Genomic DNA, 22261 nt, shown 5'->3' with positions numbered 1-22261 from the left:
GGCCCGGCCCTGGGTGTGGAGGCCGCCGTGCTCTTCGATGTCCATCAGCTGGCCCCCGAGGGGCCGCCACCCTGGGTGTGAGCGGCACCTCACTGTTATGCAACTTGTTGCATAACCGGGTGCGCTGGTCTACAACGGGTGGCGACGACATCCCATCCGGAGGCGCCCCCATGACCGCGTACCCCCATCTGCTGAGCCCCCTCGACCTCGGGTTCACCACGCTGCCCAACCGGGTTCTCATGGGCTCGATGCACGTCGGTCTCGAAGAGGCCGAGAACGGCTTCGAGCGGATGGCCGCGTTCTACGCCGAGCGGGCGCGCGGCGGGGTCGGCCTCATGGTCACCGGCGGCATCGCCCCCAACGACGCGGGCCGGCCCTACCCGGGCGGCGCCCGCCTGACCACCGGGGAGGAGGCCGCCCAGCACCGGGTGGTCACCGACGCGGTGCACCGCGAGGGCGGCCGGATCGCGATGCAGATCCTGCACTTCGGGCGGTACGCCTACCACGAGGACCTGGTCGCACCCAGCGCGCTCCAGGCGCCCATCAGCCCCTTCGTCCCGAACGCGTTGAGCGACGACGAGGTCGAGGGGACCGTCGAGGACTTCGTGCGGGCGGCCGGACTCGCCCAGGACGCCGGGTACGACGGCGTCGAGATCATGGGCTCCGAGGGCTATCTGATCAACGAGTTCATCGCGGGCGCCACCAACCACCGCACCGACCGCTGGGGCGGCTCGTACGAGAACCGGATGCGCTTCCCGGTCGAGATCGTGCGCCGCACGCGCGAGCGCGTCGGCCCGGACTTCATCATCATCTACCGGCTCTCGATGCTGGACCTGGTTCCCGGCGGCTCCACGTTCGACGAGGTCGCCACCCTCGCCCGGGCCGTCGAGGCGGCCGGGGCGACGATCATCAACACCGGCATCGGCTGGCACGAGGCGCGCATCCCGACCATCGCGACCTCGGTGCCCCGGGGCGCCTACACCTGGGTGACCAAGAAGCTCATGGGGTCGGTGTCGATCCCGCTGATCACCAGCAACCGCATCAACACTCCCGACGTGGCCGAGCGGTTGCTCGCCGAGGGCCGGGCGGACATGGTGTCGATGGCGCGGCCCTTCCTCGCCGACCCGGAGTTCGTCGCCAAGGCGCGCGCGGGCCGCCCCGAGACCATCAACACCTGCATCGGCTGCAACCAGGCCTGCCTGGACCACACCTTCAGCGGGAAGATCACCTCCTGCCTGGTCAACCCGCGCGCCTGCCACGAGACCGAGCTGGTCCTGTCCCCCACCCGGCTGCGCAAGCGCCTGGCCGTGGTCGGCGCGGGGCCCGCCGGTCTCGCCTTCGCCGTGTCGGCGGCCGGGCGCGGTCACGCCGTCACCCTGTTCGACGCGGCCGACCGGATCGGCGGCCAGCTGAACATCGCCAAGCGGGTGCCCGGCAAGGAGGAGTTCGACGAGACGCTGCGCTACTACCGCACCCAGCTCGAACTGCTCGGCGTGGACGTCGAGTTGAACACCGAGGTGAGCGCCGACGACCTGCTCGCCGGCGGCTGGGACGAGATCGTGATCGCGACCGGCGTCACCCCGCGCACCCCCGAGATCCCGGGCTCGGACCACCCGAGCGTGGTGACCTATCTCGACGTCCTGCGCGACGGGGCGCCCGTCGGCGAGCGGGTCGCGGTCGTCGGCGCGGGCGGCATCGGCTTCGACGTCGCCGAGTTCCTGACCGACGGCGGGGACGCCGCGAGCCTGGACGCCGAGACGTACTTCCGGCAGTGGGGCGTCGACACCGCCTACGGCGAGCGCGGCGGGCTGCGCCGGGCCGAGCGGCCCAAGCCGCCGCGCCAGGTGCACCTGCTCCAGCGCAAGACGTCGAAGGTCGGCGCGGGCCTCGGCAAGACGACGGGCTGGATCCACCGCACCGAGCTCAAGCACCGCGGCGTGACGATGGTGCCGGGCGTGCGCTACGACCGCATCGACGACGCGGGCCTGCACATCACCGTGGACGGCGAGTCCACCGTGCTGCCCGTCGACACGGTCGTGCTGTGTGCGGGCCAGGAGTCGCGGCGCGGCCTGTACGAGGAGCTGAGCACGGCCGGCGCGGCCGTCCATCTGATCGGCGGCGCGGACGTGGCCGCCGAGCTGGACGCCAAGCGCGCCATCGACCAGGGCACCCGGCTCGCCGCGACGCTCTGACGGGACCGGGCCGGGTCCGGGCCGGACGCCGAGCCGGCCCGAACCTAGGATGCGGTCATGTCCCTGCCCCATGCGATCTTGACCGCACTGCTCGAAAAGCCCTCCTCGGGCCTTGAGCTGACGCGCCGCTTCGACAAGTCGATCGGCTACTTCTGGTCGGCCACGCATCAGCAGATCTATCGCGAGCTGGCGAAGCTGGAGCAGTCCGGCTTCATCCGGGCACTGCCGTCCGCCGCCCCGGCCCGGGGGCAGAAGAAGGAGTACGAGGTGCTGCCCGGGGGCCGTGCGGAGCTGGCCGCGTGGGCGGCGGCCGGGCAGGACCCGAAGCCGATGCGGGACCCGCTGCTGCTGCGGATGCGGGCGGCGGCGGTGATCGGAACGGGCGGTCTTCGCGCCGAGCTGGAGCGTCATCTCGCCCTGCACCGGGCACAGTTGACGACATATCAGGGGATCGAGACGAAGGACTTCCCGCCGGAGCGCGACAGCGAGCGGGACCGGCTGCGGCATCTGGTGCTGCGCGGCGGCATCGAGCTGGAGACGTTCTGGATCGGCTGGCTGACCGAGGCGCTCGACACCCTGGGCGAGGAGCCCGCAGGAACGTAGGCGGAGCCGCCCGCGGAGACGTGGGCTGAGCCGCCCACGAAGGAGGCTGAGCCCCTGGGGTGGCGAGGCGGGCGGCCCGCCCGGCGTGGCGTTCCGCGCATCCACCGTGGCGTTGTATTCTGCAACCGATCCGTGGAGACGAAAGGGGATCAGTCGTGCTCAGCCGAGACCAGTCGGTCGTCACCATCCAGCGTGAGCTGACCGCGTTCGCCCGGCGCGCCCGGGCCGCCGCCGCCCGGATGCACCCGGAGCTCTCGCTCGTCTCGTTCACCCTGCTCTCCCACCTGGAGGACCAGCAGGGCTGCCGGGCGACCGATCTGGCGGCCTACTACATGCTCGACAAGTCGACGATCAGCCGGCAGATCGCCGCCCTGGAGAAGCTCGGCTTCGTCGAGCGGATCAGCGACCCCGACGACCACCGCATCCAGCTGCTCCAGCTGACCCCGGCGGGCACCGCGAAGCTCGCCGAGGCCGCCGTACTGCGCCGCCAGGCCTTCCACGAGCGCCTCGCCGACTGGGAGCCGGCCGATCTGGACCGCTTCGCGGAGTATCTGCTGCGCTACAACAGCCGGGCCGAGGGCGGCAGTTGAGCCCCGACGCGACCGCCCTCCCCCAGGCCCCGACGCCCGCTCACGCCCCCTCGACGTGGTCGGAGACGGCGACGACGAGGACCCGGGTGCCGGGCAGCGTCGCCCGCCAGCGGTGGCGCACCCCGCCGGTGAGGTAGAGCGTGTCCCCCTTGGACAGGGCGTAGCCGCGGCCCTCCGCCTCGACCTCGGCCGCACCGTCGGCCACGTACATCAACTCGTCGTTGTGGTGCAGGAATTCACGGTCCGCCGCGCGCTCCCCGGTGAACTCCAGGGCATGCATCTGATGACGGCCCCGCACCAGCGGACGCACCCCGGCGTCCGGGGACAGGCCCGCGTCGTCGGCGGCGCGCACGACGTCGACCGCGCGTTCGGTGGCGTCGGCGGCGGCGAGCAGCTCCACCGCGGTGGTGTGCAGGGCGTCCGCGATGCGCTGGAGGGAGCGCATGCTGGGGCGGGCCCGTTCGTTCTCGATCTGGCTGAGGAACGGCACGGAGAGGCCGCTGCGGTCCGCGACGGCCGCGAGCGTGAGCTCCAGGGCCCGGCGCCGACGGCGCACCGCCCCGCCCAGGCGTGGCCCCGCACCCTTGTCACCTGCGTCGTTCACCGGCATCACCCCTCCCTGGGGATCACCTTACGCAGCGCCCGGAACGGTTTCGCACTCCCGTCACACCGCTGACACACAACGCCTCTACCTTCGAAGCTGTTTGAAGTCATCAAAGAAAGTTTGAAGGAGAGTCGTCGTGACCGCTCGTCCGACCGTCGTCGACCAGAACCAGCGCCGCCGCCGCGGCACCGGTCTCATCGCGCTCGACCCGGGCGCGGCCTGCCCGGGCTTCACGCTCTACGCACCGCTCACCGGGGGCGGCGAGGTGCATCTCGTGGACCTGCGCGGCGAGTCCGTGCACACCTGGCACCTCCCCTACCGGCCCGGGCGGCACGCCCGCGTCCTCGGCAACGGGAACCTGGCGTACAACGGCGTCCTGCCCGGCCAGGAGGCGCTGTTCCCCATGTGGCACAAGTACCGGGGCGGCGTGCTCCTGGAGGCCGCCCCGGACGGCACGGTCCTGCGCGAGCACCGCGATCCCCTCCAGCACCACGACGCGCACCACCTCGACGACGGGCGCATCCTCTACACGGCGCTCGAACCGCTGCGCGGCGCGGAGGCCGCCGCCGTCCTCGGCGGGGTCGAGGGCTCCGAGGCGGCGGGGGACACCGTGTGGGCCGACACCATCAAGGAGGTCGGACCCGACGGCACCGAGCTGTGGTCCTGGCGGGCCGCCGACCACCTCGACCGGGCCGAGTACCCGCTGCACCCCGACTACGCCCGCGAGCACTGGCCGCTGATCAACAGCGTGACCCCGCTCGCCGACGGGAACGTCCTGGCCAGCCTGCGCAGCGTGTCCGCGGTGGTCGTGATCAGCCGGGAGACCGGCGAGATCCTGTGGCGCACCGAACCCGGGTCGGTCTCCCAGCAGCACCATCCGACCGAGCTGGCGAACGGCAACATCCTCGTCTTCGACAACGGCGTGTTCCGGCCGGGCCACGACGTCCCGTACTCACGCGTCGTCGAGATCGAGCGCGCGAGCCGCGCGGTGGTGTGGGAGTACCACGATCCGGCCCGGGAGTCGTTCTTCGCGCCGTTCATGGGATCGGCACAAAGGCTGCCGGGCGGCAACACGCTCATCACCGACTCGCCCGCGGGCCGTCTCTTCGAGGTGACCCAAGAGGGCTATCTGTGCTGGGAGTTCGTGGTGCCGCAGTTCGGCGGTTACGAGGAGTCCGAGGTGCGCCGGCTCTTCCCCGCCGAGCCGAACGCGGTGTTCCGCGCCTACCGCTACAGCGCCGAGGAGCTGCCGTGGCTGGAGGCCCGCCCATGACCTCCCCGGTCGACGAGCGCGTCCCGCTGGGGCGGCTCGTGCCGCTCGCCCTCCAGCACGTGCTCGCCATGGTCGCGGCCCCCGTCTCCACCGTCTTCCTGACCGCGACCGCCCTGCGACTGCCGCCTGCCCAGACCGCCTCCCTGCTCAGCGCGGTCCTCGTGCTGTGCGGCGCCGGGTCGCTCCTCCAGTCGCTCGGCGTCTGGAAGTTCGGTGCGCGGCTGCCGTTCGTGATGCTGCCGGGCGGGGCGGCCGCCGCGCTGTTCCTCCAGATCGCCCGCGACCACGGCCCGGCGGTGGCGAGCGGTTCGGTGCTGCTCGCCGCCGCGCTGCTGCTCGCGGTGCTGCCGCTGTACGCCCGGGTGGTGCGCCTCTTCCCGCCGCTGGTGATGGGGGTGACCGTGCTCCTGATCGGGATCTCCATGGTCAAGGTCGCGGCCCAGCTCATCACCGGGCCCGGCGGCACGGCCGCCCCGCGCGCGGTGCTGCTCGCCACGGTGACCGTGGCCGCGACGATCGTGGCCCATCTCGTGCTGCGCGGGGTGTGGCGGCGCACGGCCGTCCTGATCGGCATGGCGGTGGGCACGGTCGTGGCAGTGAGCACGGGGCTCGGCGCGTTCACCCCGGCCGCCGGCTCCGGCTTCTCGCTGCCGGGCCTCTTCCCTTACGGAGCACCGGAGTTCGACCCCCTGGCGGCCCTGCCGCTGCTGGTGTTCAGCCTCACCACGCTGGCCGAGATCACCGGCCAGACCGTCCTGAGCAGCGAGACGGCGGGCCGCGTGCCCGACCCCGGCCGTGACGTGCCGGGAGTGGCCCGCGCGGACGCCCTCATCTCCCTCGTCGGCGGGCTCTTCGGTACGTCGCTGATGGTGACCAGTTCCGAGAACATCGGGATCGGCCGGCTCACCGGGGTGCGCAGCCGGTATGTGACGGCTGCCGCCGGAGCCCTGCTGGTCGTCGCCGGGCTGCTCTCCCCGCTCTCCCGCCTGGTCGCCGGGCTGCCCGCCGCGGTCGTCGGCGGCTCGGCGCTCGTCGTGTACGCGGTCATCGCCGTCATGGGCGTGGAGATGCTCGCCCGCGCCGAGCTCGGCGAGCGCTCCCACTCCCTCGTCGCGGCACTGGCGTTGGCGGTGGGCCTGCTGCCCCTGCTCGCCCCCGGCCTCTACAACGGATTCCCGGGCTGGGTCCGCACGGTCGCGGGCAGCGGGGTGGTCGCCGGGACCCTGGCCGCCGTGCTGCTGCACGCCCTGTTCACAACGGCGCGCGCCGACAGGGGAGTTGCCGCCCCGGCGCGCCTCGAACCGGCGGGCCGTCGACGCGGTGCCACCTGATGGGGCAAGGTCTGGAGTGTGCCCTCACTTCCTCAACAGCCGCTTCCGTCCCAGCCGCGGCCCAGGCCGCCCGTCGGACACATGATCGTCAGCGGGGACGGCGCGCTGGCCCACCGGCTCGCCGGTGAACTGCGCGAGGTGTACGGGGAGCGGGTGGTCCTCGTCGTGCCGCCGGCCGACACGACGCCCGCGTCCCGTCTCCCCGCCGGTGGCCGGGCGCGCGCCTCCGCGCTGTTCGGCCGCATGTCCTCGGTGGTGCTCCGCACCCCGGTCCCCGGGCCCGAGGGGGGCGGGGACACCCGGCTCGTGGAGGCGGTCGAGCCCAACGACGAGACCCTGACGGAGGCCGGCATCGGGCAGGCCGCGGCCGTCGCGCTGGTCCACCGCGACGACGAGACGAACATCCGGGCCGCCCTGATCGCCCGCCGTCTCAATCCGCGCGTCCGGCTCGTCATCCGCCTCTACAACCGCAAACTCGGCCAGTATCTCCAGGAGTTGCTCGACCAGGCCGCCGCCCTCGCCACACCGGGCCTCGGCCCGGGCGCGCCGGAGGCCTCCACCACGGTCCTGTCCGACGCCGACACCGCGGCGCCCGCCCTCGCCGCGACCGCGCTCGCCGGCACCAGCAAGGTCGTGCACGCCGACGGGGTGCTGCTGCGGGCCGGGCAGCGCCCGCCGCCACGCCCCGGCGAGGTCACCGACCCGGGCCTGTGCACGCTGGCCCTCCTCTCGTCGACCACCAACGACCCGGCCGGAGCGGAGGGTTCGGACCGCAGCGGCTCGGAGGGGCCCCGGCTGCTGCCGGACGAACGGTCGATGGACGAGGCAGGCCACCGCGGCCGGGTGGTCCTGGAGACCGTCACCTACACCGGGCCCGCTCAACCACCGGGCCGCTTCGCCGATCTGGGGGCGCCGCTCGGCAGGCTGTTCTCCCGGCGCCTTCGCTGGTCGCTCGCCGGGATCGTCGCCTCCGTGCTCGCGCTCGCCGTCGCGACCTGTCTGACCACCGGCGCCGACCCCCTGCACGCCGCCTATCTCACCCTGCTCGACATCTTCGCCATCGACGACCCGGCCAAGGGCCAGCCCGTTGGGCGCCAGATCCTCCAACTCCTGTCCGGGCTCGTCGGGTTGCTGCTTCTGCCGATCCTCGTCGCCGCCGTACTCGAAGGCCTCGGCACCTTCCGCAACGCCTCCGCGCTGCCCCGCCCCCCGCGCGGACTCTCGGGGCACGTGGTGCTGCTCGGCATGGGCAAGATCGGCGCGCGGGTCCTGGTACGGCTCCGCGAACTCGACATTCCCGTCGTGTGCGTGGAGGCCGACCCCGAGGCCCGGGGCATAGCGCTCGCCAGGCGGCTCCGCGTGCCCACCGTCATCGGCGACGTCACCCAGGAAGGGCTCCTGGAATCGGCCCGCATCCACCGGGCGCACGCCCTGCTCGCCCTGACCAGCTCGGACACCACCAACCTCGAAGCCGCCCTGTACGCCCGCTCGGTCAAGCCCGACCTGCGGGTGGTCATGCGGCTCTACGACGACGACTTCGCGACCGCCGTCCACCGCACCCTGCGCGCCGCCCATCCGGGAGCCCTCACCCGCAGCCGCAGCGTCTCGCACCTGGCCGCGCCCGCCTTCGCCAGCGCCATGATGGGCCGTCAGATCCTGGGCGCCATACCGGTGGAGCGCAAGGTGCTGCTCTTCGCGGCCGTCGATGTGGCGGGCCATCCGCAGCTGGAGGGCCGCACGGTCGAGGAGGCGTTCCGCGAGGGCGCCTGGCGGGTGCTCGCGCTCGACACGTCGTCGCCCGCCGACCGGGTGCCCGACCTGGGCGCCGCCCGCCGGGGCCGGGCCGGCTCCCCAGGCGACCTGGTGTGGCAGGTGCCGCCCGGCTATGTGCTGCGGCCCGAGGACCGGGTGGTGCTCGCCGCGACCCGGCGGGGCCTGGCCGAACTCCTCGGCCGCCGCCCCGCGTCACGAGTGGCCCAGCGTCCCCAGTGAGGACGCCTCAGGGCCCGGTGCCGTTCCGGCCCGGGGCCGGCTCACAGCCCGATGTCGCGGCTGCGGAAGTCGTCGAGCGACTCCCGACGCACCAGCAGCCGGGCGTGCCCGTCCGCGACCGCCACCACCGGAGGGCGGCCCACCATGTTGTAGCCGGAGGCCATGGACAGCTGGTAGGCGCCGGCCACCGGTACAGCGAGCAGATCGCCGGGGTGGATGTCGCCGGGCAGGTCCACCGCGGCCGCCAGGACGTCGCCCGCCTCGCAGTGCCGCCCGACGACGGTCGCCTTGCGGGGCGCGGCAGTTGAGGCCCGCCCGATGAGCCGGGGCGCGTACCGCACTCCGTAGAGCGCGGGCCTCGGGTTGTCGCTCATGCCGCCGTCGACCGCGACGAAGAGATTGTCGCCGGTGCGCTTCACGGCGAGCACGCGGTAGAGCGCGACGCCGGCGGGCCCCACCACCGCGCGGCCCGGTTCGACGAGCAGCCGGGGCACCGTGAGGGAGGCCGCCGCGCAGCTCTCGACGAGTTCGGCGCGCATCCGGCGGGCCAGCGCCGTGATGTCGAGCGCGTCCTCGCCGGGCCGGTAGGCGACACCGTGACCGCCGCCCATGTCCAGCTCGGGCAGCACCACCCCGTGGGTGTCGCGGATGCGGGCCATCAGGCCGACCATGCGGCGCACCGCCGACAGATAGGGCTTGACGGTGGTGATCTGCGACCCCAAGTGGCAGTGCAGTCCGGTGAGTTCGAGCTGCGGCTGGCCCAGGATGCGGGCGATGGCGTGCTGGGCGTGGCCGTCGGTGAGGGAGAGCCCGAACTTCTGGTCGTCGGTACCGGTACGGATCTTGTCGTGGCCGCCCGCGCTGATGCCGGGCACCACCCGGACCATCACCTTCTGGTGGCCGCCCGGGCCGACCGCCGCGGCGAGCCGGGCGATCTCGGAGGGGCTGTCGATGACGATGCGGCCGACGCCGAGGCGCAGCGCGGCCTCGATGTCGTGCGGGGACTTGGCGTTGCCGTGCAGCACGATCCGGTCGGCCGGGAAGCCCGCCGTGACGGCGAGTTCGAGTTCGCCCGCCGAGCACACGTCGAGGCCGAGCCCCTCGTCCGCCACCCAGTGGGCCATGGCACGGCACAGGAACGCCTTGGCGGCGTACAGCACCTCGGCCTCGGGGAACGCGCTGCGATAGGTGCGGCAGCGCTCGCGCACCTCGCCCTCGTCCAGCACATAGGCGGGGGTGCCGAAGCGTTCGGCGATCTCGGCGAGCGCGACGGCGCCCACCGCGAGGCCGCCGTGGCCGAGCCGGGAGGTGGAGGCCGGCCACACGGACAGGTCGTCCGGGGTGTGGGCGGGGGCGGTGGCCGGCAGGTTCATGGTGGTCATGGCTAGGTGCTCCTTGTCAGCCGATCCACCGGGTGAGCCCGTCGGCGGGGCGGCCGCCCGGTTCCGGGTCGTCGTCGCCGACGGGCTGTGCCATGGGAGCCTCCTGGAGGATCCGCGCGGTGGGTGGGGCGGCCCCGGCACGGGGAGGCGGGCCGGGGCACGTCGGCGACGCTACGCCCGCGCGCCCCGGCCGCCCGGCGCCCTGACGCGATGCTGACGGGAAGCGGGCACACACTGACGCGACGCTGACGCCGGGGGCGCGGGGAGCCTGCTTTGCTTGTCACTCCGGGGCGGCGCGCCCGCCTTGGGGGGGTCGCGCTCTTACCTGGCCGCACACGGGGTACCCATTCCTCACGGCAAAGCACGAGTAAAGGCACCTCGCCGCGCTCGCCGCACCGCACTGCGCAGCGCCTCGCACCAGCCGGCCTCGCCCCTCGCCCCACCCGAGGCCCGACATCCCCGCCGCCGGAACGGAGCCCGACGTGATCGAACTTCCCTTACCCCAACTCGCCACGCACGTAAGCCGTTTGGCGACCGACGAGCCGGGCCCGTCCGCCCTGGCCGAGCACGTGCTGACCACCGGGAACGGGCACGCCCTGGCCGACCGCGCCGTGCGCCCGCGCGCGCTCGCCCTGGACTGCGCCCGTCATGTACTGCTGCGCGGGGACCCGGACGCGCTCGACGCGGCGGACCTCGCGCCGCTCGCCCACCGCTACGTCGACGCGCCCGCCCCCTTCCTGCCGGTCCTCGGCGCGGCCTTCGACCAGGTGGTGCCGCGTGAGCGCATGGTCTACGTACAGCAGCGGCAGGTGACGCCCCCGCGTCCGCCGCGCACCGTGACGTTCCGCCCGCTGACCTCGTCCGACGCGCCCGCGCTGATCTCACTTCCCGCCGAATCGGCCTGGATTCACGCGAGTTGGGGAGGCCCTTCGGGGCTCGGCCGGTCCGGGCACGCCTGGGGCGCCTTCCACCAGGGGAGACTCCTGGCGCTCGCCTGCACCTACTTCCGCGGTGCCGCCTACGAGGACATCGCCGTGCTCAGCGCACCCGGCCGGCGCCACCAACGCCTGGCCCCGCACTGCGTGCTGGCGCTGAGCCGCGACATCGCGACGCGCGGACGCGAGGCCAGCTGGACCTGCTCCCGCCACGACCGGGCGAGCAGGCTGCTCGCCTGGACGGCCGGATTCCGGCTGGTGCGCGAGTGCGTCCACTACGCGACCGGCGCCCCGGTCGCGGACGGCGGCCGCGTGCCCGACGGCCACCGGGGCCCGGCCCGCGCCGGTTAGGCGGGGCGCGGCGGGGGCACTCGTCCGGCATGAGCGTACCCAAGACCAGCATCCTCGTACTGGACTGTGCCGAGCCCGTCGAACTCGCCGAGTTCTACGCCCAGTTGCTCGGCGGTGAGACCCGTGTCGCCGAGAATCCGGACTTCGTCGAGGTCATCGGCAGCAATGGCGTCCATCTGGCGATCCGCCGCGACCACGGGTACGCGCCGCCGAGCTGGCCGCGCCCCGAGGACTCCCAGCAGGCGCACCTCAGGATCGTCGTGGCGCTCGGCGACATGGACGCCGCCGAGCGCGAGGTGATCACCCTCGGCGGGATGCCCGTCGACACCAAGGACAACAACGGGCCGCGCGACGAACGTGTCTACGCCGACCCGGCCGGCCACTCCTTCACGCTGGCCGTGTCGGCCAAGCGCTCCGAGTACTCCGGCCCCGGGGCCCGCCCGGAGGACCCTGCCCGGGACTTACAGCCCTAGGACGCGCGGTCGTCGTATCAGCCGGCACCCCGCCAACGCCCCCGCCCCATGGCGCCGCGCGCGCCGGGCCCTCACACTGGCGGCATGGCAGGAAAGCGCAGCGCCGGGCTGTTGTTGTACCGCCGGTCGGCGGACGGTCTCGAAGTACTGGTCGGCCACATGGGCGGCCCGTTCCACGCCGGGCGCGACGCCGGGTCCTGGTCGGTTCCCAAGGGTGAGTACGGCCCCGAGGAGCCGCCCGAGGCTGCGGCCCGGCGCGAGTTCGAGGAGGAGTTCGGGCTGCCGGCACCCGAGGGCACGTGGGTGCCGCTGGGCGAGATCGTGCAGCGCGCCGGCAAGACCGTGACGGTGTGGGCGGTGGAGGGGGAGCTGGATCCGGCGGACGCGGTGCCGGGGACGTTCACCATGGAGTGGCCGCGCGGCTCGGGCACGCTGCGCGAGTTCCCGGAGATGGACCGCTTCGCCTGGCTGACCCCCGAGGCGGCGGCCCCCCTGCTCATCCAGGGCCAGCAGGCCTTCCTGGAACGCCTCATGGCACACCTGGCCTGAGGGACGTACTCCCCCACGAACCGGAACCCACCAGTCGGGCCTCCTTCACGCCCCTCAAGCTCATGGCTTAATTTAGGGCATGAGTTAAGACCAGGGACAAGGGCGCGGCAGGGGCTCTCGCACCGGTATGTTGCACGCAGGGAGGGAGCCACATGGCCACACCGAACAGAAGGACCGTCCGCGACCTGCGCCGGGACAACCGCAGCGCGGTACTGCGGCGGTTGTACTTCGACGGACCGATGAGCCGACAGGCGCTCGGCCCCGCCACCGGGCTGAGTTCAGGATCCATCAGCAACGTCGTCGCCGAACTCGCCGCCGACGGACTCCTGGAGGACGCCGGGGTGGTGGACTCCGACGGCGGACGGCCCCGCACCCTGCTCCGGGTCGCCCCCGACTGCGGCCACCTCATCGGCGTGGACGTCGGCGAGACCCGGGTCAGGGTCGAGCTGTTCGACCTGGTCCTGCGCGAACTCGCCCGCGCCGAGCTGTCGTTGGACGCGGGCGGCTACGACGTCGACCACATCGTGGGCCACATCCGCGAGGGCGTCGCCACCGTGCTGCGCGAGAGCGGACTCGATCCGGCGCGGCTGCTCGGCGTGGGGGTGGGCGTGCCGGGCATCGTCGACCGCAGCTCCCCCGACGGGGCCGTGGTGCACGGCCAGACCATCGGCTGGGACGCGGTGCCGCTGGAGTCCCTGCTGCGCGAAAGCCTCCAACTGCCGCCGGACACACGCTACTTCATCGAGAACGGCGCCAAGACGCTCGGCCAGGCCGAGCTGTGGTTCGGCGGCGGCCGGGGCGCCTCCGACGCGGTGATCGTCCTGTTCGGCTCGGGCGTCGGCGCCTGCATCGTCTCGGGCGGCGCGATCTACGGGGGCGCGCACAGCAGCGCCGCCGAATGGGGCCACACCACGGTGCACGTACGCGGCAGGCGCTGCCGGTGCGGCGCGCTCGGCTGCCTGGAGGCGTACGCGGGCGCCGAGGCGCTCATCCAGCGCTGGCGCGAAGCCGGCGCCGAACTGCCCCCCGACACCGGCGAGGAGACGGCGGTCACGGCGCTGCTCGCCGCCGCGTACCCGAAGGACCGGAGCGCCACCGCGAGTCCGGTCGCCCTCGCGGTGATCGAGGAGACCGCCGAGTACCTGGGCGCGGGCCTGTCCGACCTGATCAACCTCTACAACCCCGAGCGCATCCTCATCGGCGGCTGGGCCGGACTCCAACTCGGCCCGCACATCCTGGAGTCGGTGCGTCGGCATGCCACCGCCTACGCCCTGCGCCATCCGGCGGAGCGCGTCACCATCGGGCTCGGCCGGCTCGGCCCGGACGCGGTCACCGTGGGCGCGGCCACCCTCCCGCTGGCCGGCTTCTTCGCCCGCGGCGGCCATCGCGCGCCCGCCACCGAACAGGAGATCCCCGCGGAAAAGGCGGGCTGGCGCAGCGCGGTGGAGGAGAGGGCGGCCCGCTGAACCGCCCCTGATCAATTCACGCCGTCGATCTCCGAGTGCGACTGAAAAGGGCTTGGAACAGGCATTCCCATAAGTCCGGCTTTCAGGATCTAATAGGGGGTGCGACCAGTTTGAATCGAGTCCTTCATGTGATGATCCGAAACCGCCCCGACCTGCGTCGGGGCGGTTTTTCGTGGCCCCGCCACCGCATTTTCAGGACTGCCAGCGGCACATGCCTCTTGTGGCGCCGGAATTCCAGGAACACGATCGGTTCTCGTCCAACCCCGACGAGGAGGTACCGGTGAACACTCCTGCGTATAACGGCCGTTCGAGTCTCGGCCCGGACGCCGCACGGCAACTCGCCACCGCCACCAAGACCGTTCCGCAAATGCGCGGCATCACTCCGCGCTATCTGCTGCGCGCCCTGCCGTGGGTGGACGTCGAATCCGGCGTCTACCGGGTCAACCGCCGCCGCTCCTTCATCCTGGGCGACGACCGGATCAGCACCTACGACGAGGACGGCACCCCGCGCGTCATGGCGGGCGACCTGCGCGAGCTGCCCTACTTGCGCGAGGCCGACGACGCCCTCCTCGACGAACTCGCGGGCGCCTTCACCCCGGTGACCTTCGACGCCGGCCAGGTGCTCGTCCAGGAGGGGGACCCCGCCGAGCGGCTGTGGGTCCTGGTGCAGGGCCGCGCCGAGAAGCGGGTCACCGGACGCTACGGCGAGGACGCGCTGCTCGAAGTCGTGGGCGACGGACAGTACTTCTGTCTGGACTCCTGGACCCGCGGCGATCCGATGCCCTTCCGCGTCAAGGCGCTCACCCCGGGCACGGCGCTGTGCGCGGACCGGGCGACGCTCGCCCAACTCGCCGACCGCAGGTCGGAGTTACGCACCGCGATGGACGCGTACGCGTCGGGAGACGGGATACGGCCGGGCGCGGAGGCGCCCATCGACCTCAGCTCGGGGCACGTCGGCGAGGTCGAACTGCCGGGCACCTACGTCGATTACGAGGACGCGCCACGCGAGTACCACATGACGCTCGCCCAGACGGTGTTGCGCGTCCACACCCGGGTCGCGGACCTGTACAACGGCCCGATCGACCAGACGCGCGCCCAGTCCAACCTGACGGTGCAGGCGCTGCGCGAGCGGCAGGAGGCGGCCCTGCTCAACCACCCCGAGTTCGGCCTCCTGAACAACGTCTCCGCCGGCCAGCGCGTGCAGTCCCGCACCGGCTCGCCGACCCCGGACGACCTCGACGAGCTGCTGGCCCGGGTGTGGAAGCAGCCCGGCTTCTTCGTCGCGCATCCCCGCGCGATCGCCGCCTTCGGCCGCGAATGCACCCGCCGGGGCGTGCCGCCGGTCACCGACAACCGGTTCGGCAGCCCCCTGCTCACCTGGCGCGGGGTGCCGCTGCTGCCCTCCGACAAGGTGCGGTTCTCGGGCGGCGGAAACGTCGGCACCACGGAGATCCTGCTCATGCGTCTGGGCGAGGCCGAGCAGGGAGTGGTCGGGCTGCGCCCGGCCGGTGTCCCCGACGAGGTCGAACCGGGCCTGTCCATGCGGAACATGGGCGTCGACCAGAAGGGCATCACCTCGTACCTGATGACGGCCTACTTCAACACGGCCGTCCTGGTGGAGGACGCGATCGCCGTGCTCCAGAACGTCGAGGTGTCCAACTACCATGACTACGCCTGACGTTGGGGAGCGGATCGCCCGGCCGGGACGAGAACCCGGCGGATTCGCACCGGAGTCGGCGCGCAAGGACTTCCCGATCCTGCACCGCACGGTCAACGGGCATCCGCTGGTCTGGCTGGACAACGCGGCCACCACGCACAAGCCGCGCCAGGTCATCGAGGCGATCGCCGGTTACTACGGCACGGCCAACTCCAACATCCACCGCGGCGCGCACACCATGGCCCGCGAGGCCACCGAGATGTACGAGGCGGGCCGGGCCGCCGTCGCGGACTTCCTGGGGGCGCCCTCGCCCGACTCCATCGTGTTCGTACGGGGCACGACGGAGGCCGTGAACCTGGTCGCGCAGAGCTGGGGGCGGGCCGGCCTCGGCCCCGGCGACGACATCCTGGTACCGGTTCTGGAACACCATTCGGACATCGTTCCCTGGCAGTTGATCGCGCGGGAGACCCGGGCCCGCGTCGTCCCGGTGCCGCTCCTCTCCGACGGGCGGATCGACCAGGACGCCTACGCGGACCTGCTCTCCTCGCGCACCCGGCTCGTGGCGATCAGCCAGGCCTCGAACGTGCTCGGTACGGTTCCGCCGGTGCGCGAGATGACGGCGCTCGCCCATCGCTACGGGGCGAAGGTGCTGGTCGACGGCGCTCAGGCGGTGGCTCACCGGCCCGTCGACGTCACCGATCTGGACGCCGACTTCTACGCCTTCTCCGGGCACAAGCTGTACGCGCCCACGGGCATCGGCGCGCTCTACGTCAAGCCGGAGGTCCTCGCGGATCTGCGGCCGTGGCAGGGCGGCGGCAACATGATCGACTCGGTGTCCTTCGAACGCACCACGTTCGCGCCGGTGCCGCACCTCATGGAGGCCGGCACCGGGAACATCGCCGGGGTGGCCGGCCTGCTCGCGGCGCTGAACTGGTTCACGTCCTTCGACCGGGACGCGGTCGCGGCGTACGAGGACGCGCTCACGGCGTACGCCCAGCAGGCGATGGCGATGGTGCCGGGTCTGGAGGTCCTGGGGTCGGCGCCGGGCCGGATCGCGGTGCTCACGTTCACCATGGCCGGTCACGACCCGGCGGCCATCGCGTCCTGGCTGGACCGGGACGGCATCGCGATCAGGGCCGGCCACCACTGTGCGCAGCCGGCGCTCGCCCACTACGGACTGGAGTCGGCGGCCCGCGCCTCCTTCGCGCTCTACAACACCCCGGAGGAGGTGGACGAGCTGGTGGCGTCGCTGCTGAGCCTGCACGCGTCGGCCTGACGGCGTCCGGCGGGGGCCCGGGATCCCGGTGGATCCCGGGCCCCCGCCGTTCGGGTCGCATCCCGGGTGGGCCGGGTGTGTGATGGAGGGGACGCGTCGAGGGGTCCCGGCCGCCAACGGGCGGGGCGCCCCAGGGGGCGGCAGTGACGAAGGGAGTCGCTCATGCACACCGGACGCACCCGTCGAGCCCTGGCCGCAGGCCTGCTCGCCTGCGGTCTGACCGCGGGCAGCGCCGCCATGGCGGTCACCGCCACCGCGGCCCCGGCACACCATGACGACGGAACCGTGTGGGGCACCGTGACCTCACGCATCGAACTGAACGTGCGGGACGACCCGACGCTGCGCGCCGATGTGGTGACGAGCCTGTCGCCGGGCGCCCAGGACCGGGTGGAGTGCAAGACGCGCGGGACGAACGTGAACGGCACCAGCTGGTGGTACTGGCTGGGCAACGCGCGCGGCTGGGCCAGCGCCTCGTACGTCGACGCACAGGGACGCGTCCCGGACTGCTAGCGGCGCCGGCGGTCCACCGCCGGTCGCGACGGAGCCCCACCGCCGGGTGCGGTGGGGCTTCCGCCTGCGCGGGGCACGTCGGCAGCCACGGGCGGCGGGACCGGTCACCGACTCGCCCTCCCTTTCTCTTGACATGCACTTGCCCGCCCGCTGAGATGTGGTTGCTTTCGTTCGACACCGTTCGTTTGTGCGCCAATCATCCTCACCGGAGCCGCACTTGACTGCCGAACTGCACAGCTTCAGACAGCGCCTGACTGCCTCTCTGGGCACCCTCGCTCTCGTCGCGGGCGGTGTGACGGTCGCCGTGGAGGTGGCGGCCGCGCCGCCGGCCGCGGCCGTGGACAACGGTCTGGCCCGCACCCCGCAGATGGGGTTCAACAACTGGAACTCCACGCACTGCCGCGGCGAGTTCAACGAGTCGATGGTCGAGGGCATCGCGGACGCGTTCGTCGCGCAGGGCCTCAAGGACGTCGGCTACACCTACGTCAACATCGACGACTGCTGGGCGCTGCCGAACCGGGACGCCTCCGGCAACCTCGTCCCCGACCCGGTGCGCTTCCCGCACGGCATCAAGGCCGTCGCGGACTACGTGCACGCCAAGGGCCTCAAGTTCGGGCTCTACTCCAGCGCCGGCACCAAGACCTGCGACAACCAGGGCTTCCCCGGGGGCCTCGGCCACGAGCGGCAGGACGCCGGCCTGTGGGCGTCCTGGGGCGTCGACTACCTCAAGTACGACAACTGCAACAACACCGGAGCCGACGCCAAGCAGCGCTACCGGGCGATGGGCGACGCGCTCAAGGCCACCGGCCGGCCCATCCTCTACAGCATCTGCGAGTGGGGCTCCAACCAGCCCTGGAACTGGGCCTCGGGCACCGGCAACTCGTGGCGCACCACGGGCGACATCAGCGACTCCTGGTCGAGCATGATCGGCATCGCGCACCAGAACCAGTCGCTCGTCCCCTACGCCGGCCCCGGCGGCTGGAACGACCCGGACATGCTGGAGGTCGGCAACGGCGGCATGACGGACACCGAGTACCGCACGCACTTCAGCCTGTGGTCGCAGATGGCGGCGCCGCTGCTCATCGGCAGCGATCTGCGCGCCCCGAGCGCGGCCACCCTCGCGATCCTCAAGAACACCGACGTCATCGCGGTCGACCAGGATCCGCTCGGCAAGCAGGGCACGGTGGTGTCCAGCTCCGGCGGTCTGGTGGTGATGTCCAAACCCCTTGCGGACGGCGGCCGTTCGGTCACCCTCACCAACGAGAACACCTCCGCCCGGACCGTTTCGACGACCGTCGACGCCCTCGGGATCGGCGGCGCCTCCTCGTACGCGCTCAAGGATCTGTGGTCCAAGCAGACCAGCGGCACCACGGGCGCCATCAGCGCGTCGGTGCCGGCCCACGGCACGGTGATGTACCGGGTGACGCCCGGCGCCCCGGTGCTGCCGCCGACCGGGCTCAACCAGCTCGGCGACCTGCCCTGGACGTCGGCCGTGAACGGCTGGGGCCCGGTCGAGCGCGACCGCAGCAACGGCGAACAGGCGGCGGGCGACGGCCGGACGCTCACCATCAACGGCACCACCTACCCCAAGGGCCTCGGCACCCACGCCGCCTCGGACATCACGTACTACCTGGGCGGCGGCTGCCGTTCGCTGAACGTCGACGTGGGCGTGGACGACGAGTCCACGGCGGGCGGTTCGGTGGTGTTCCGGATCTACCGGGACCAGACGCTCGTCGCCGACAGCGGGCTGCGCACCGCGAGCGATCCGCCCGCGCACCTCTCGGCCGACCTGAGCGGCGGCGGCAAGCTCCGGCTCGTGGTGAGCGACGGCGGGGACGGCATCACCCACGACCACGCCGACTGGGCGAACCCCCAACTCGCCTGCGGCCAGGGCCCGTCGGCCGGTACGCACGCCCTGAGCGACCTGGCGTGGAGCTCGGCCAACGGCGGCTGGGGCCCGGTCGAGCGCGACCGCAGCAACGGCGAACAGGCCGCGGGCGACGGCAAGCCCCTGACCCTCGACGGCACCGTGTACGCCAAGGGGCTCGGCACGCACGCGGCGTCCACGGTGACCTACTACCTCGGTGGCACCTGCACCGCGTTCGAGGCGAGCGTGGGCGTGGACGACGAGGTGGGCGCGAAGGGTTCGGTCGTCTTCCAGGTGTACCGGGACGGGGTGCTCGCCGCCGACAGCGGCAAGGTCACCGGCGCGGACCCGGCGAAGGCGATCGGCGCCGATGTGAGCGGCGCGAACGAGCTGAGGCTCGTCGTCACCGATGCGGGCGACGGCGTCGACTACGACCACGCCGACTGGGCATCGCCTCAACTCACCTGTTCGTGACGGCGAGTTGAGGCCGTTCGAGGACGGTACCGGGGCCCCGGCCGTGCCGGGCGGGGCCCTCCCGGGTTCGCTACTTCGTGGCCACGACGAGGCGGGCGCGCGGGCTGCCGTCGGGGCGGCGGCCGAGCTCCTCCAGGGCGTACAGCTCGACGGAGAAGCCCGCCGTCGCGAGTTCCCGGCGTACGTCCGCGAGGCCGAAGCCTCGGTAGTACATGACGAACGGCGGCCGCCACAGCGCGTTGCGGATCCGCATGGCCGCGTCGAAGCCCAGCAGGGCGAGGTGGCCGGGGGTGCCGGGCCGGGCCGGCGCCATCACGGGGAACGCGAACCGGCCGCCCGGACGCAGCGCGGTGTACGCCTGGGCGTAGAGGTTCGGCCGCTCCTCGGGCAGGAAGTGGCCGAACGCCCCGAAGCTGACGGCGAGGTCGTACTCCGCGCGCAGCGGCAGCGCCCGCACGTCGCCGCGCAGCAGGTCGGCCTCCGGGTGCGCCCGGGCGGCGACCTCCAGCATCCCGGCGCTGATGTCGACGCCGGTGACCCGCTCCCGGCACACCTTGCCCAGGACGTCGAGGCCCGCGCCGGTGCCGCAGCACAGGTCGAGGCCCCGGCCGAACGGGCCGAGGCCCGCGAGTACGGACGCCGTGGCGTCGAGGATCACCTCGGGCGTGCGGAACGGGGTGTGGTCGAACTTCGGGGCCAGGAGGTCGTAGCCGTGCTCGACGGACGACAGCGCCTGGACGGTGAGCTCACGGAAGCTGGGGCCCTCGGGTGTGAACATGGCTGCTCAGCTTAGAGGGCCACCGGGGTGCCTCGTGCCGTTCAGGCGGGTACGCGCGGCGCGGTATGGGCGGGCGGACGGGTGCCGCACACCGCGGCGCCGGCCGCGGCGGCCAGGGTGCGGCGGTCGGTGCCGCGCAGCTCCGGGTGCGCGGTGACCCGCACGCTCAGGCCGCGGGCGGCGGTCACCCGGCGCAGCGAGGTCGTGAAGTCGTCGCCGCCGAGGAAGGCCGCGACCGTACTGGGGAGGCCGCCCTGGAGGTAGTCGACGGTCATCGGCCGCACCGGGGCTCCCGCGTCGACGGCGGCCTGGAACGCGGCCCGCCGGAACCGGCCGCCCGCGACGGTGCACCAGGTCGTGGCCTGCGGGAAGACGAGGACGGACCGGCCCGAGCGCAACAGGTCGGCCAACTCGGCTACGGTGTCCGGCAGTTCACGTACGGCGCCGCGGTCGATGAAGCGGGTGCCGATCCGGCGGGCGAGCGTGCCGACCACCGGCCACTGGCCGACCTCGCGCTTGGCGAGGACGGTGACCGGCTGGACGGCGAGGAGCGCCACGGCGTCGAGCCAGGAGATGTGGTTGGCGACGATGAGCGCACCCGAGGTGGGCTCCCGCTCGGGCGGCCCGGTTTCGAGGCGTACGCCCAGGGCGTCGAGGACCGCGCGGGACTGGCCGCGCAGCGCGCGCGGGTCGGCGAGCCGCTCCCCCATCGCCACGCTGCGGATCAGGGTGTGGGCGAGGGCCGCGTACCGGCGGGCCGACTCGGTGAGCGGGACGCGCGCCGTGGTGTCCCCGACGCAGTCCGGGGTGCAGGGCGCCTCCACCGACCAGGGGTTCATCGGGTGTCCCCCAGGAAGTAGCGGCGGTAGCGGTCGCCGAGCCGGTCCATGTCGAGCAGCACGAAGAAGTCGGCCACATTGAACTCGGGGTCGTATGTGGGCGCGCCACACATCCAGGCGCCGAGCCGGAAGTAGCCGCGCAGCAGCGGCGGCAGGTCGGCGTAGCTGGGGCGGCCCTGCGCGGGGCCCGTCGGCAGCCACGGGCGGCGGGGGTGTACCCGCAGCTCGGGCGGCGAGGAGTGCTTGGCGTTGCCGAGCAGCCAGGCGCTGGAGGCGGCCGCGCCGCCGTCGGCGAGCGGCACGGAGGCACAGCCCGCGAGATAGCGGTGCCCCGAGAGGAGCACATAGCGGGCGAGCGCGGACCACATGAGGTTGATGACGGCTCCCGAACGGTGGTCCGGGTGCACACAGGAGCGTCCGGTCTCGATCATCGATGGCCGTAGCGCGGCGAGCGATCCGAGGTCGAACTCGCCCTCGCCATAGGAGAGTTGGGTCCGGCCGGGCGGCAGCAGCCGGTAGGTGCCGACGACCTCGCCGGTCGAGGTGTCGGTCACGATCAGATGGTCGGCGAGCGCGTCGAAGGCGTCGACGTCATGGCCGGGCAGCGGGGTGGCGAGGGCCGCTCCCATCTCCTCGCCGAAGACGCGGTACCGCAGCCGCTGCGCGGCCCGGATCTGTTCCTCGGTGTCCGCGATGGAGGTGGTGTAGGAGCCGGTGGCCGTGGGTGCGGTGGATATCGAGAGCATGGGGGTGCCGTTCTCCGCGACGTGATGCACAGTCGAATCCCTCTGTGGTTTCCGCATGGGCTTCCGCGCAGTGAGTATGGGATCGCCATATGTGCTGCCGGTGAATTGCACACGACGCGGCGTCGGGCATTGCCCGGCCCCGAGACACCCGGGGCCCGGTCGGCACGGGTGGACACGATGCCCGTTTTATGACCCTTCCGTAACAGACGTATCGCCACACGCCGCCGAGTAGGGCCCCTCGCACCGCTATGACCTGCACCGATAGCCGAATCTCTATGGCGCCTACGTCCTGAACGCTCTTGGACATCCGGGTGCCGGACCTGTTCTGCTGATCAGCACATGTCCGGTTCAACCCCATTCGGTATGTCTCTGG

The 22261-nt window shown here is 72.7% G+C and carries 19 protein-coding genes; 14 read left to right on the top strand and 5 right to left on the bottom strand.

The features are described 5' to 3' along the window. The first annotated feature begins 170 nt into the window (after positions 1 to 170). The 3 genes from ACFYZA_RS01770 to ACFYZA_RS01760 all read left to right on the top strand — a co-directional run bounded on the left by ACFYZA_RS01770 (position 171) and on the right by ACFYZA_RS01760 (position 3385). Positions 171 to 2192: an FAD-dependent oxidoreductase gene (locus ACFYZA_RS01770; protein WP_388486273.1), complete on the top strand. Its 2022-nt coding sequence runs from the start codon at positions 171 to 173 to the stop codon at positions 2190 to 2192. Positions 2193 to 2249: 57 nt separating this feature from the next. Continuing rightward, on the top strand, positions 2250 to 2795 hold the full coding sequence (locus ACFYZA_RS01765; protein WP_382587592.1) for a PadR family transcriptional regulator: 546 nt from the start codon (positions 2250 to 2252) through the stop codon (positions 2793 to 2795). A gap of 155 nt (positions 2796 to 2950) precedes the next feature. Next, positions 2951 to 3385 carry a MarR family winged helix-turn-helix transcriptional regulator gene (locus tag ACFYZA_RS01760; protein ID WP_382587594.1) on the top strand — a complete coding sequence of 145 codons (435 nt, stop codon included), beginning with the start codon at positions 2951 to 2953 and terminating at the stop codon, positions 3383 to 3385. 40 nt (positions 3386 to 3425) lie between these two features. Here ACFYZA_RS01760 and ACFYZA_RS01755 read toward each other — a convergent pair whose 3' ends face one another. Continuing rightward, positions 3426 to 3989, bottom strand: a complete 564-nt coding sequence (locus tag ACFYZA_RS01755) for a helix-turn-helix domain-containing protein (RefSeq protein WP_382587597.1) — start codon at positions 3987 to 3989, stop codon at positions 3426 to 3428. 136 nt (positions 3990 to 4125) lie between these two features. Here ACFYZA_RS01755 and ACFYZA_RS01750 point away from each other — a divergent pair, with 136 nt between their 5' ends. The 3 genes from ACFYZA_RS01750 to ACFYZA_RS01740 all read left to right on the top strand — a co-directional run bounded on the left by ACFYZA_RS01750 (position 4126) and on the right by ACFYZA_RS01740 (position 8585). Beyond that, on the top strand, positions 4126 to 5262 hold the full coding sequence (locus ACFYZA_RS01750) for an aryl-sulfate sulfotransferase (protein WP_388486270.1): 1137 nt from the start codon (positions 4126 to 4128) through the stop codon (positions 5260 to 5262). Further along, positions 5259 to 6593 carry a uracil-xanthine permease family protein gene (locus tag ACFYZA_RS01745; protein WP_388486268.1) on the top strand — a complete coding sequence of 445 codons (1335 nt, stop codon included), beginning with the start codon at positions 5259 to 5261 and terminating at the stop codon, positions 6591 to 6593. The genes ACFYZA_RS01750 and ACFYZA_RS01745 overlap by 4 nt, the downstream gene beginning before the upstream one ends. Positions 6594 to 6674: 81 nt before the next feature. After that, complete coding sequence (locus ACFYZA_RS01740) at positions 6675 to 8585, top strand: NAD-binding protein (protein WP_388486267.1); 1911 nt, start codon at positions 6675 to 6677, stop codon at positions 8583 to 8585. 41 nt (positions 8586 to 8626) lie between these two features. On the opposite strand, the gene lysA is transcribed toward ACFYZA_RS01740, so the two are convergent. Continuing rightward, the gene (gene lysA / locus ACFYZA_RS01735) at positions 8627 to 9967 is read right to left on the bottom strand and encodes a diaminopimelate decarboxylase (protein WP_382587605.1); all 1341 of its coding nucleotides are present in this window, start codon (positions 9965 to 9967) and stop codon (positions 8627 to 8629) included. A gap of 482 nt (positions 9968 to 10449) precedes the next feature. Between lysA and ACFYZA_RS01730 the strand changes: the two genes are divergently transcribed. The 8 genes from ACFYZA_RS01730 (at position 10450) to ACFYZA_RS01695 (ending at position 19525) form a co-directional block, all read left to right on the top strand. Next, positions 10450 to 11253: a GNAT family N-acetyltransferase gene (locus ACFYZA_RS01730; protein WP_388486265.1), complete on the top strand. Its 804-nt coding sequence runs from the start codon at positions 10450 to 10452 to the stop codon at positions 11251 to 11253. 29 nt (positions 11254 to 11282) lie between these two features. Beyond that, on the top strand, positions 11283 to 11726 hold the full coding sequence (locus ACFYZA_RS01725; RefSeq protein WP_388486263.1) for a VOC family protein: 444 nt from the start codon (positions 11283 to 11285) through the stop codon (positions 11724 to 11726). An 84-nt stretch (positions 11727 to 11810) separates the two neighbouring features. Next, entirely contained in the window at positions 11811 to 12275 is a 465-nt protein-coding gene (locus tag ACFYZA_RS01720) for an NUDIX domain-containing protein (RefSeq protein WP_388486261.1), read from the top strand. Positions 12276 to 12427: 152 nt separating this feature from the next. Continuing rightward, positions 12428 to 13741 carry an ROK family protein gene (locus ACFYZA_RS01715; protein WP_388486258.1) on the top strand — a complete coding sequence of 438 codons (1314 nt, stop codon included), beginning with the start codon at positions 12428 to 12430 and terminating at the stop codon, positions 13739 to 13741. A gap of 280 nt (positions 13742 to 14021) precedes the next feature. Next, complete coding sequence (locus ACFYZA_RS01710) at positions 14022 to 15419, top strand: family 2B encapsulin nanocompartment shell protein (RefSeq protein WP_388486257.1); 1398 nt, start codon at positions 14022 to 14024, stop codon at positions 15417 to 15419. Continuing rightward, on the top strand, positions 15406 to 16674 hold the full coding sequence (locus ACFYZA_RS01705) for a SufS family cysteine desulfurase (protein WP_388486255.1): 1269 nt from the start codon (positions 15406 to 15408) through the stop codon (positions 16672 to 16674). Before ACFYZA_RS01710 ends, ACFYZA_RS01705 begins: the two co-directional genes overlap by 14 nt. 162 nt (positions 16675 to 16836) lie before the next feature. After that, the gene (locus ACFYZA_RS01700) at positions 16837 to 17184 is read left to right on the top strand and encodes an SH3 domain-containing protein (protein WP_382587618.1); all 348 of its coding nucleotides are present in this window, start codon (positions 16837 to 16839) and stop codon (positions 17182 to 17184) included. A 217-nt stretch (positions 17185 to 17401) separates the two neighbouring features. Then, complete coding sequence (locus ACFYZA_RS01695) at positions 17402 to 19525, top strand: NPCBM/NEW2 domain-containing protein (RefSeq protein WP_388486253.1); 2124 nt, start codon at positions 17402 to 17404, stop codon at positions 19523 to 19525. Between the two features lie 70 nt (positions 19526 to 19595). Here ACFYZA_RS01695 and ACFYZA_RS01690 read toward each other — a convergent pair whose 3' ends face one another. The 3 genes from ACFYZA_RS01690 to ACFYZA_RS01680 are packed head-to-tail and all read right to left on the bottom strand — an operon-like array spanning position 19596 to position 21888. Continuing rightward, the gene (locus tag ACFYZA_RS01690; protein ID WP_388486251.1) at positions 19596 to 20303 is read right to left on the bottom strand and encodes a class I SAM-dependent DNA methyltransferase; all 708 of its coding nucleotides are present in this window, start codon (positions 20301 to 20303) and stop codon (positions 19596 to 19598) included. 41 nt (positions 20304 to 20344) lie between these two features. Further along, complete coding sequence (locus ACFYZA_RS01685; protein ID WP_388486249.1) at positions 20345 to 21142, bottom strand: lysophospholipid acyltransferase family protein; 798 nt, start codon at positions 21140 to 21142, stop codon at positions 20345 to 20347. Beyond that, complete coding sequence (locus tag ACFYZA_RS01680) at positions 21139 to 21888, bottom strand: GNAT family N-acetyltransferase (RefSeq protein ID WP_388487945.1); 750 nt, start codon at positions 21886 to 21888, stop codon at positions 21139 to 21141. Before ACFYZA_RS01680 ends, ACFYZA_RS01685 begins: the two co-directional genes overlap by 4 nt. Between the last annotated feature and the right edge of the window lie 373 nt (positions 21889 to 22261).

The organism is Streptomyces sp. NPDC001828 (genome assembly GCF_042892175.1).
Taxonomy (GTDB): Bacteria; Actinomycetota; Actinomycetes; order Streptomycetales; family Streptomycetaceae; genus Streptomyces.
Note: the sequence above shows the minus strand (reverse complement) of the source record. Positions and strands in the feature narration are given on the sequence as shown.

Excerpts from the sequence above, each read along its gene's own strand:
- ACFYZA_RS01745 (WP_388486268.1), top strand. The coding sequence starts at position 5,259 with ATGACCTCCCCGGTCGACGAGCGCGTCCCGCTGGGGCGGCTCGTGCCG.
- ACFYZA_RS01715 (WP_388486258.1), top strand. The coding sequence starts at position 12,428 with ATGGCCACACCGAACAGAAGGACCGTCCGCGACCTGCGCCGGGACAAC.
- ACFYZA_RS01740 (WP_388486267.1), top strand. The coding sequence starts at position 6,675 with ATGATCGTCAGCGGGGACGGCGCGCTGGCCCACCGGCTCGCCGGTGAA.
- ACFYZA_RS01770 (WP_388486273.1), top strand. The coding sequence starts at position 171 with ATGACCGCGTACCCCCATCTGCTGAGCCCCCTCGACCTCGGGTTCACC.
- ACFYZA_RS01690 (WP_388486251.1), bottom strand. The coding sequence starts at position 20,303 with ATGTTCACACCCGAGGGCCCCAGCTTCCGTGAGCTCACCGTCCAGGCG.
- ACFYZA_RS01720 (WP_388486261.1), top strand. The coding sequence starts at position 11,811 with ATGGCAGGAAAGCGCAGCGCCGGGCTGTTGTTGTACCGCCGGTCGGCG.
- ACFYZA_RS01725 (WP_388486263.1), top strand. The coding sequence starts at position 11,283 with ATGAGCGTACCCAAGACCAGCATCCTCGTACTGGACTGTGCCGAGCCC.
- ACFYZA_RS01680 (WP_388487945.1), bottom strand. The coding sequence starts at position 21,888 with ATGCTCTCGATATCCACCGCACCCACGGCCACCGGCTCCTACACCACC.
- ACFYZA_RS01765 (WP_382587592.1), top strand. The coding sequence starts at position 2,250 with ATGTCCCTGCCCCATGCGATCTTGACCGCACTGCTCGAAAAGCCCTCC.
- ACFYZA_RS01700 (WP_382587618.1), top strand. The coding sequence starts at position 16,837 with ATGCACACCGGACGCACCCGTCGAGCCCTGGCCGCAGGCCTGCTCGCC.
- ACFYZA_RS01685 (WP_388486249.1), bottom strand. The coding sequence starts at position 21,142 with ATGAACCCCTGGTCGGTGGAGGCGCCCTGCACCCCGGACTGCGTCGGG.
- lysA (WP_382587605.1), bottom strand. The coding sequence starts at position 9,967 with ATGACCACCATGAACCTGCCGGCCACCGCCCCCGCCCACACCCCGGAC.
- ACFYZA_RS01705 (WP_388486255.1), top strand. The coding sequence starts at position 15,406 with ATGACTACGCCTGACGTTGGGGAGCGGATCGCCCGGCCGGGACGAGAA.